Source organism: Candidatus Nitrotoga sp. 1052 (assembly GCF_927312905.1).
Classification (GTDB): domain Bacteria; phylum Pseudomonadota; class Gammaproteobacteria; order Burkholderiales; family Gallionellaceae; genus Nitrotoga.
The window spans coordinates 1-9441 of the sequence record NZ_CAKMHQ010000096.1; the positions used below are offsets into that span (position 1 = coordinate 1).

A 9441-nucleotide genomic window follows, 5' to 3' on the forward strand; every position below is an offset into this window, starting at 1 on the left:
TAGAGCGGATCAACCACCGACCTCGAAAAGTACTCAGATTTAGAACCCCGCATGAGGTATTTTTTGGGGTGGAATTACGCTACACTAAGCAACCACTGGCTGTTGCACTTCGAACTTGAATCCGCGTAATATAAAATACCTCTATAAATCGTGACGAATCCCGCCACGTTTAAGTATTTCCTGGTTTTTTCAGGACGCCACCTGATTTCCGCGCTGACTAAACACCGAGACAGACCTTTCTAGTATGATTTCCCCTGTCTTATGCCATAGTGGGTGCCCAACCACGTTGGTGACACAAGCCGCCCGGAAGGAGGTCTTCACATCGCGCACGATCAGTTGTACCAAACGCTTCATACTGTAAATTAGGTTCATCATCCCGATCTTCACCTGCGCCCGCCTCAGGCCGATGGTGCGCACGATATGCCCCCCATTTTTCGCCTGAGCGCTAAAGACATGCTCAACCAGCGCCCGCACATTGGATTTGACCCGGTTGTTTTTCGTCTGCGCATCCGTCAGGGGATGCCCACGCGTACCCTTATCGCAAATCTGGCTGGGCATGTTGTCAGCAGCCAATTTTTCTTCTTGTTCCATGGAACGGCAGGCGCTATCGGCACACCCGGTCTTCCAGTTGTCGTCCGAGAAAACACATGAAGAGAGCTGGTCGCGTACATGGTATTCAATCCCTTCGTCGGCAAGATGGTGCAGGTGCTGGAGAACCAGCATTTTGACCATGAGCACCACATCAATGTGGGCTTAGCTTCGGTGTAGTTCTTCCTTTCCTTCTCATGCACCCGTGCAGATCAGGTCGAAAGACTTCACAGTTGATCCAGGCATTGAGTTTCACCAGCGGGTCACCCATCGCCGTCACTTGGCGGTACGTGTCTTAACACCAAAAAAGACTGGATATGTGGGTGCGAGCATGGAAAGATTGGGTAGAGGGATGATGGACGCATTATCTCAAAATTCTAGGCGTAACTGGTGGCTCAGTGGGCGGTTGGTAGTGAGTTTTCAGAGACGTCCTAAAATATGTTAACCGCTCATTCTCATTTTTTAACCATTGGTCGGTATCTGGACGATGGACTTTGAGGGATGGCCGCTTTCTGGTAAAGTTGTGCATAATTCGAAAAAATAGTGCTCATAACCTTTAGAGAACGCGGTAGCTAGGAGACGTAAACGTAAATGTTAAGCCAAAATACCCTGACACAAGAAAAAAAATTAAAGCTGCGCTGGCTCGTTGCCTTATCCAGCCTGCCCTTGCTTGGCGTGGTCACTGCATTTGGAATTGTACCGCAGTCTGACAATGCCTATACATCCCTTACAATGGTCGCGGAAGAAATCGTCCTGCCCCATGACACTCTAACTATTACTAGTACCACCAATTCCAAGGCCGCTACATTCTGGCGCAATGAACGCGTGCAACGCGGAGATACAGTAACTGAACTCCTGCGCCGTATGCAAGTAGAAGATTCCTCTGCCAGCGAATATCTGCGTCGCGATCAATCCGCGGCATCCTTCCGCCAACTTGCCGTAGGTAAATTCGTGCAAGCTGAAACCAATGCGGATGGTAGTCTGCTGGCGTTGCGTTACCTTGATAATAACGGCAGCCAGATCCTTATTGAGAAAGGCATTGGCGGCCTCAAGACCAGCGTACAGCCCCCCCTGCTTGAACAACGTCTGCTCATGCGTACTGGTGAGATTAGCAGTACTCTGTTTGCTGCGACCGATGCAATTGGCTTGCCGGAAACGACTGCCAACCAATTAGCTGAAATTTTTGGTAGCGATATTGACTTCCATCGTGACCTACGCAAAGGAGACAAATTCAGCGTGGTTTACGAAATGGATTACAACAACGGCGAACCAGTTCGTGCCGGACGTATTCGGGCTGCCGAGTTCATCAATCAAGGCGTGAGCTACCGCGTGGTGTACTTCAAGGCTGATAGCAGCCATGGTGATTATTACACGCCAGATGGTAAGAGCATACGAAAGGCATTTTTGCGCTCACCACTTGAATTTTCACGCGTTAGTTCCGGCTTCAGTCTGTCGCGCTTTCACCCGGTGCTGAACACTTGGCGTGCGCATAAAGGCGTGGACTATGCCGCAGCGCTAGGCACTAAGGTTAAGGTAACTGCCGATGGGACTGTATCCTTTGTCGGCAAACAAGGCGGTTATGGTAATGTTGTGATGGTGGAGCATCAGAGCCACCACACCACCGTATATGGACATCTTTCGCGTTTTGCTAGCGGCTTGCGCCGCGGCCAGCGTGTGGGGCAGGGGGATATTATTGGCTTTGTCGGTATGACTGGCTTGGCCACGGGGCCGCACTTGCATTATGAATTTATGGTCAATGCTCAACATCGCGACCCCTTGCGTGTTGCATTGCCGAATGCCGCCCCCCTAGACAATACGCAGAAGCTTGCCTTCCAAGAAGCTACCCGCAGTCTGACCGCACGCTTGGGCTTGTTGCGCGACAGTAACTTGGCCAAACTTGACTGAACAAAATCGCGCTAAGCAGATTCAAATAGTTCAGAACCATTCTGAATTTTATATAGGCATCATGTCTGGCACCAGCCTGGACGGCATTGATGTTGTCTTGGTTGATTTCTCCACAAGCTACCCCAAGTTGCTCGCTACCTACTTCCAGGCTTACGGAAGAAAGCTCAAGGACGCGTTACTAGTCCTGCACCACCCTACAAATGACGAGCTACATCAGATGCAGTTAATCAGCAATGAATTAGCGAGCTTGTATGCGGCAGCAACGGCAATCTTACTGCGAGCAGCAAATATCACGCCTGATCAAGTGCGCGCTATTGGCTGCCATGGACAGACTATACGGCATCGCCCGAGCCAAGGTTATACTCTGCAACTGGGCAATGCGGCCTTGCTGGCTGAATTGAGCGGCATTACTGTAGTTAGTGATTTCCGCAGCCGTGACATCGCCGCAGGAGGACAGGGCGCCCCGCTCGTTCCTGCTTTCCACGACAGAGTATTGCGCCATCCAAGCATTCATCGCGTTATTGTCAATATCGGTGGCATCAGCAACCTTACTGACCTGTCACCCAAGCGTCATACTACAGGCTTCGATTGCGGTCCGGGCAACATGCTGATGGATGCATGGATTGCTCTACATTGTGGAGAGCTTTATGATCGGGATGGTGCGTGGGCCGCTAGCGGACAGATCATTCCAGCGTTGCTGCAGAAGTTGCTGGACGAACCTTTTTTGCATGCCGTGCCGCCGAAAAGCAGTGGCCGTGATTTGTTTAACATAGCCTGGCTGAACAGCAAGCTACGTGGTGACGAAGCGCCTGTCAACGTACAGGCCACTCTGCTCGCATTTAGCAGTCGCGTTATTTCAGACGCAATCAATTGTTTTTGTGATGGCGCGCAAGAGATTTATTTGTGTGGAGGTGGCGCACATAATCAAGCTTTAGTGCAAAAGCTGGGCATCTCCCTGCCCGATTGCCGTATTCAAGCCACGGACACACTAGGCATGGGAGTTGATTGGCTGGAGGCCATCGCATTTGCTTGGCTGGCACAGCAACGTTTATACGGGTATAGCGTCAATTTGGTCGCTGTAACTGGTGCACGTCACCCCTGTATACTCGGTGCGATTTATTCAGCTTAATTTCAATTCCATCATTCATCATTGATAGATTGTTTTCCCTGCAAAAATTGAAATAGGAATAAATTTGTTTGGCGTAATAAATGCGCGAGAGCTTGTGCCATCTCGCTAGACATCTATATTATTTTGGTTAAACTGAAAAAGATGATCCACAACCACAGGTGGAAGTAGCGCCTGGGTTCTTGATTACGAATTGCGACCCTTCTAACCCATCCTGATAATCGATTTCAGCGCCCACCAGATATTGGAAGCTCATCGGGTCAATTAACAACTGCACGCCATTTTTATTCAGTACGGTGTCATCTTCATTGGTTACTTCATCTAAGGTAAAACCATACTGAAAACCGGAGCAGCCGCCACCGCTTACGGCAATGCGCAACTTTAAGTTGGCATTATCTTCTTCTTCAATCATTGCTTTAACCTTATTGGCCGCACTGTCGGTAAATACCAGTGGGTCTTGCATTTCGGTTACTGCGTTCATGACTACCTCCGTAAATTAGTAAACTACTCATTTCGCACTGTTTAGCCCTAATAGCATCACTTATCAGTCGTAGCATCACTCAAACAGCTTTAGCACAGGAAATCATACTTGATATATATATGATACTTGAAATTAAGTTGATATGCTACATCTAGCCCCTTCAGGCTCATTTCATATTTGAAGAGGCGGGAGCTAGAGATAGACACATATTTCAAGTAAGTGTAATATTTATTTTATTAAAAATAAATTGGCTTTAAATATCAATTTAATTTATATGCAAGTAATGTAGTAATGTAATCAGGATGCGATGCTAATCATTGGGGGTTTTTATAGAGTCGGCCTTTAAAAGGTTTAAATCCGTCCAGGCTGAGCTTGTCGAAACCAACTCTCCCTTCGGCAGGTTCAGGGCGAACGGCTTACTGTTTAATGATCGGCTCTATAATGACTGACAGCAATATATAAATGACGGACGGAAATAAATATAATTATTTTATACATTATATAAAAAACTGACGAACCAGGAGCTCAGGCTTTTTTAGAATTAAATAAAAATGAAAATTTTACATAGCAAAGATTACATAGCAAATAAATGTGGAGTATTCACAGAGGTAGCGAATGACATATATTCGACTCCTTTTTGGACGCCTGAATATTGTGCAGCTCTTATTAAAGAGTTAGATTCAAGACCAGAATTGTTTTATGCGCACAATCCAGATGGATATTCCGCTTCTGAACTTAACCTCTATAATTTAAGCAGAATATTTTCAATAGATATTTGCAAACAAATTATGGACAAATGCCTCCCTTCTCTTCTTTATGTATTTCCACTGTTGAATATTTTAGGATTTACTTCTCCTTATTTTGTACGTTATGGACCAAATGATGTAAAGAATATGAAACTGCATCATGACGTCTCTCTGGTGTCAATGCTCGTAAAGCTTAATGATGACTTTACTGGGGGCGATCTTGTTTTTCCTCGGCAAGATTACAACAATAAAAATCTTCCCGTTGGACATGCTCTTTTTTGGCCGGGACAGGTTACGCACCCTCATCAAGTTCTTGACATAACATCTGGAACTAAATTCTCATTAACTGTTTGGGCGTGGCCTGTTCCATGGACTTCTGAATATGGAATTGCAGTTGAAGAATTAAAATAACGCGGATTAACTTTCGAAGTGCAACACTTGGTGGCTTATAGCGTCGGCCATTAAATAGTACGATTAGTCATACCCGCGAAGGCCGGAATCCGGGTGTTCTGATCAATCTATTTGATGGCCGAGTTTATAATATAGCGCATCTGTTTTCCGAAAATGCCTCCACTGGGGTTCTGAATGTCAGAATTTCGCGGCCTGTGGTTGAACGATCCACTCTGCGTCGCAATTCTCCCCGGTCATATTGGTCAACTCCATCGCCTTAAGGGAAGAGCTTGAGGACTGTCAATAATGGACACAAATGATTTATGCTAATTTGCGAGCTCCATTTTTGTATTACGGATAAGTGATTACTACCCCAATTAATAACGAACATACAAAAGTCTGCTCAACATGACCTTACAAGAAACAATAGACGTGATTAAACGTGGTTGCGACGAGCTGTTGTTGGAAACTGAATTAAATACCAAATTGGCACTGGGTCGACCTTTGCGCATCAAGGCCGGATTTGATCCAACCGCACCGGATTTGCATCTTGGGCATACTGTATTACTCAACAAAATGCGACAGTTACAGGAGCTTGGTCACCATGCGTTATTTTTGATTGGCGATTTTACCGGCATGATAGGCGATCCGACTGGCAAAAATACGACTCGCCCACCGTTATCACGCGAACAGGTATTAGAAAATGCAGAAAGTTACCGTGAGCAAGTATTCAAGGTGCTGGATCCGGATAAAACCGAAATTGTTTTTAATTCTACTTGGATGGACAAATTTAGCGCGGCTGACTTAATTAAGCTAGCTGCTACCCATACTGTTGCGCGCATGCTGGAGCGCGATGATTTCGGCAAGCGCTACAAGAACAGTCAGGCAATCGCTATCCATGAATTTATTTATCCCCTGATTCAGGGTTACGATTCGGTGACGCTCAAAGCTGACATAGAGTTAGGCGGTTCCGACCAGAAATTCAATCTACTCATGGGACGAGAGCTACAAAAACATTACGGCCAGCCTCCGCAATGCGTGCTTACCATGCCATTATTGTTGGGGTTGGATGGCGTCAACAAAATGTCCAAATCTCTAGGTAATTATATCGGCATTACCGAGTCGGCGCAGGAAATGTTTGGCAAGTTAATGTCTGTTTCAGACAAATTGATGTGGTGTTATCTGGAGTTGCTGTCATTTGAGTCGATGAGCACCATTGCCAAATGGCGCGCAGAGGTAGAGCAAGGGCGAAATCCACGCGACATTAAAGTTTTGCTAGCGCAAGAAATAGTCACGCGCTTCCATAGTCGAGCCGCAGCCGAAAAGGCGTTAGCTGAATTCGAGGCGCGTTTCAAACAAGGCGTGCTACCAGAAGACATGCCGGAAATATCGGTTTCCGCTAGTACAGGGATTATAGGAATTGCTCAATTGCTCAAGCAGGCCGGGCTGGTAGAAAGCACATCGGAAGCCTTGCGTATGATTACTCAGGGAGCAGTAAAGCTGGATGGCGAACGGGTAATCGATAAAGCCCTGCAACTGCAAACGGGTGCAGTGGTGGTAGCTCAGGTAGGTAAGCGCAAATTTGCGCGAGTGACGGTGAACTAGATTGAATTAGTTGTTTGGAATTTCAGCATCAGTTCGGTTTGACCTGGCTGCGTTCAATGCATATGCCCACCATGCGGCTATCGCGTATAGCGTTTAATTTGGCTACGCTAACTTTGACCCAGGGTACGTTGAAGTCGGCAAGCAGAATCTGGGCAATATGTTCGGCCAATGCTTCCAGCAGGTTGAAGTGGTGGTTGCTGAGTGCGCTTTGGATGTGGCGCACGATTTCGGAGTAATCAAGTGCATCGTGTATATCGTCACTCTGATAGGCGCGAGTATTCGGTAGGGCAATCTCCATATCCAGCTGCAGAGTTTGCGGAACGCGCTTCTCCCATTCGTATACACCGATGAGCGTTTCAACTTTAAGTTCGCGTAGAAAAATAATATCCATGAAAAAGCTGTTTGAGTTTGATTGGCTTGGCGTTTGCTTGCTTTAATAAATTTAAAAAAAGTTTGCCAATAGCGCATTTTAAGGTATTTCAAATGATGATCTTGTTTTTTGTTGTGTGTGCTTATTTATTGGGTTCGATTTCTTTCGCGGTCATAATGAGCCGATTGTTTGCATTGCCCGATCCACGCACTTACGGCTCGCATAACCCGGGCGCGACCAATGTGCTGCGTAGTGGCAATAAATGGGCTGCGATATTAACATTGTTGGGTGATGCAGCGAAGGGCTGGCTGGCGGTGTGGCTGGCTCAACATTTTGAGCCACAGGACGGTAATTCGTTGCTGGTTGCAGCAGTGGCGCTTGCAGTATTTCTTGGTCACCTTTTTCCTGTTTTCCTGCGCTTCAAAGGCGGTAAGGGTGTGGCTACTGCATTGGGTGTGCTGCTGGCGCTTAATGTGTGGTTGGGGTTGGCGGTATTAGCGACTTGGATATTGGTTGCATTGGTGTTCCGCCTGTCTTCACTTGCGGCATTGCTGGCAGCCGTGGGTGCGCCTATCTATGCTATGGAATTGGCTTTACCGTCCGAATTTGTGCTGACGTTGGTGGGGATATCATCATTGATGATCTGGCGTCACAAGAGCAATATTCAGAATTTGTTGGCGGGCAAGGAAAGCCGCATTGATAAGAAGGGAGGCAATCATTCGGAATAGTTGAGTTATTGCAAATCCCAGCGCGGCTTGACGTTGAAACGGTAATCGCTTTTCGTCTCTTGCTCTTGCAGGCGTAGCGCTGCAGCAAAGGCAATCATGGCACCGTTATCAGTGCAAAATTCAAGATTAGGATAGAACACGTGAAAGCCGCTTTTGCTGGCCGCTTTGTTGAGTTGCGCTTGAAGATGTTGGTTCGCACTTACTCCGCCGGCGATCACTAGTTGATTAAGTCCAGTATGTTTTAGTGCAGCCAACGACTTGGTGGTCAGCACTTCCACGATTGCTTCTTGCGTTGCATAGGCAATGTCGGCACGGGTTTGTTCATCTAGTGTGTGTTGACGAGTTAGAGTTAGCACTGCAGTCTTTAGTCCGCTGAAGCTGAAATCCAGATTGCCGCTATGTTGCATGGGGCGCGGCAAATGGAAACGACCGGGCCGACCTTGATTAGCCAGCTTAGCCAGTTCGGGGCCTCCTGGGTAGCAAAGGCCAAGAAGCTTGGCACTCTTATCGAAAGCTTCACCAGCGGCATCATCCAATGTCTCCCCTAGTAAAGTATATTTGCCTACACCATCCACGCGCATGAGTTGGGTATGTCCGCCGGAAACTAATAGCGCGACGAATGGAAATTTCAGTGCGGAATCGGATAACAGCGGGGATAACAAATGTCCTTCTAGATGGTGGATGCCAATGGCCGGAATATTCAGTGAATACGCCAGCGAACAAGCAATACTTGCGCCTACTAATAATGCACCTGACAAACCGGGGCCTTGGGTATAAGCGATGGCGTTCATATCTTGCAGGCGACATTCGGCTTCATATGCTACCAGGCGTATTAAGGGGAGCATGCGACGAATGTGATCGCGTGACGCCAGTTCCGGCACCACACCGCCGTATTCATTGTGCATGGCAACTTGGGTATGCAGTGCATGAGCCAGCAATCCACGCTCGACGTGATATATGGCGACACCGGTTTCATCACATGAGCTTTCAATACCCAAGATCAGTTTCATAGTGGCAGTTATTTATAATGAGGGACGTATTGTAGCGTTTTGCAAGTATGAGCTCTCTGTGTGAAGACCAGTGTAGTGCTTGTGAATTGTTTGAGTTATTCGGCTCTTCGTTTGCCCTCCTCCCGTCCTTGTCCACAGAGCGAATGATGAATTTGGGTGGCGCTGACACTGTTATCTGGACAATCCGGGATAAGGGCAATCAGCACGTAAGTGGCTACGGCGCACCAGATTCGCGCCTTCGCCGCACCTGCTGTTGCCGATAATCCGCTTGATACACAGATGCTGCTTGATCCATTTGTGACATAGTAAAAATAAGGGCTGAGTTAATCCGAGCAAATCATGTACCACAAGTCTCGGAAGTATATTCTCCGCGCTACACAAACAAAATGCTTGACCATCGTTATTTGCTCTGTATAATGCGCCCCTCTCGCTGCTACGGCAGCCCGTTCTTTAAAAGTTTACAGACAACCGACGAGTGTGGGTACATGCGCT

9 protein-coding genes and 1 pseudogene are annotated in these 9441 nt (G+C 47.3%); 6 read left to right on the top strand and 4 right to left on the bottom strand.

All coding sequences use genetic code 11. The features are described 5' to 3' along the window. Nucleotides 1-119 (top strand): annotated as a pseudogene (locus MJ768_RS15555) (IS30 family transposase); the annotation flags it as partial. 70 nt (nucleotides 120-189) lie between these two features. On the opposite strand, the gene MJ768_RS15560 reads toward MJ768_RS15555, so the two are convergent. Further along, nucleotides 190-732: a hypothetical protein gene (locus tag MJ768_RS15560; protein WP_445083011.1), complete on the bottom strand. Its 543-nt coding sequence runs from the start codon at nucleotides 730-732 to the stop codon at nucleotides 190-192. A gap of 447 nt (nucleotides 733-1179) precedes the next feature. Between MJ768_RS15560 and MJ768_RS14905 the strand changes: the two genes are divergently transcribed. Both MJ768_RS14905 and MJ768_RS14910 read left to right on the top strand, forming a co-directional pair. Then, a complete protein-coding gene (locus MJ768_RS14905) occupies nucleotides 1180-2493 on the top strand; it encodes a M23 family metallopeptidase (RefSeq protein ID WP_239292849.1) in 1314 nt (437 codons plus the stop codon). 25 nt (nucleotides 2494-2518) lie between these two features. Then, complete coding sequence (locus MJ768_RS14910) at nucleotides 2519-3622, top strand: anhydro-N-acetylmuramic acid kinase (RefSeq protein ID WP_256449874.1); 1104 nt, start codon at nucleotides 2519-2521, stop codon at nucleotides 3620-3622. A 127-nt stretch (nucleotides 3623-3749) separates the two neighbouring features. Here the strand turns inward: MJ768_RS14910 and erpA are convergent, their stop codons facing one another. After that, nucleotides 3750-4100 (bottom strand): iron-sulfur cluster insertion protein ErpA, encoded by a 351-nt coding sequence (gene erpA / locus MJ768_RS14915; RefSeq protein ID WP_239292851.1) that lies wholly within the window; start codon nucleotides 4098-4100, stop codon nucleotides 3750-3752. A 551-nt stretch (nucleotides 4101-4651) separates the two neighbouring features. On the opposite strand from erpA, the gene MJ768_RS14920 reads away from it, so the two are divergent. Further along, entirely contained in the window at nucleotides 4652-5257 is a 606-nt protein-coding gene (locus MJ768_RS14920) for a 2OG-Fe(II) oxygenase (RefSeq protein WP_239292852.1), read from the top strand. Nucleotides 5258-5644: 387 nt separating this feature from the next. Beyond that, nucleotides 5645-6841: a tyrosine--tRNA ligase gene (gene tyrS / locus MJ768_RS14925; RefSeq protein WP_239292853.1), complete on the top strand. Its 1197-nt coding sequence runs from the start codon at nucleotides 5645-5647 to the stop codon at nucleotides 6839-6841. Nucleotides 6842-6869: 28 nt separating this feature from the next. Here the strand turns inward: tyrS and folB are convergent, their stop codons facing one another. Further along, nucleotides 6870-7232 carry a dihydroneopterin aldolase gene (gene folB / locus MJ768_RS14930; protein ID WP_239292854.1) on the bottom strand — a complete coding sequence of 121 codons (363 nt, stop codon included), beginning with the start codon at nucleotides 7230-7232 and terminating at the stop codon, nucleotides 6870-6872. A gap of 92 nt (nucleotides 7233-7324) precedes the next feature. Between folB and plsY the strand changes: the two genes are divergently transcribed. Next, on the top strand, nucleotides 7325-7939 hold the full coding sequence (gene plsY / locus MJ768_RS14935; protein WP_239292855.1) for a glycerol-3-phosphate 1-O-acyltransferase PlsY: 615 nt from the start codon (nucleotides 7325-7327) through the stop codon (nucleotides 7937-7939). A gap of 5 nt (nucleotides 7940-7944) precedes the next feature. On the opposite strand, the gene tsaD is transcribed toward plsY, so the two are convergent. Next, nucleotides 7945-8949: a tRNA (adenosine(37)-N6)-threonylcarbamoyltransferase complex transferase subunit TsaD gene (gene tsaD / locus MJ768_RS14940; RefSeq protein ID WP_239292856.1), complete on the bottom strand. Its 1005-nt coding sequence runs from the start codon at nucleotides 8947-8949 to the stop codon at nucleotides 7945-7947. Between the last annotated feature and the right edge of the window lie 492 nt (nucleotides 8950-9441).

Coding starts and splice junctions, on each gene's coding strand:
- MJ768_RS15560 (WP_445083011.1), bottom strand. CDS start 732: ATGGTCAAAATGCTGGTTCTCCAGCACCTGCACCATCTTGCCGACGAA.
- MJ768_RS14905 (WP_239292849.1), top strand. CDS start 1,180: ATGTTAAGCCAAAATACCCTGACACAAGAAAAAAAATTAAAGCTGCGC.
- erpA (WP_239292851.1), bottom strand. CDS start 4,100: ATGAACGCAGTAACCGAAATGCAAGACCCACTGGTATTTACCGACAGT.
- MJ768_RS14920 (WP_239292852.1), top strand. CDS start 4,652: ATGAAAATTTTACATAGCAAAGATTACATAGCAAATAAATGTGGAGTA.
- tyrS (WP_239292853.1), top strand. CDS start 5,645: ATGACCTTACAAGAAACAATAGACGTGATTAAACGTGGTTGCGACGAG.
- folB (WP_239292854.1), bottom strand. CDS start 7,232: ATGGATATTATTTTTCTACGCGAACTTAAAGTTGAAACGCTCATCGGT.
- plsY (WP_239292855.1), top strand. CDS start 7,325: ATGATGATCTTGTTTTTTGTTGTGTGTGCTTATTTATTGGGTTCGATT.
- tsaD (WP_239292856.1), bottom strand. CDS start 8,949: ATGAAACTGATCTTGGGTATTGAAAGCTCATGTGATGAAACCGGTGTC.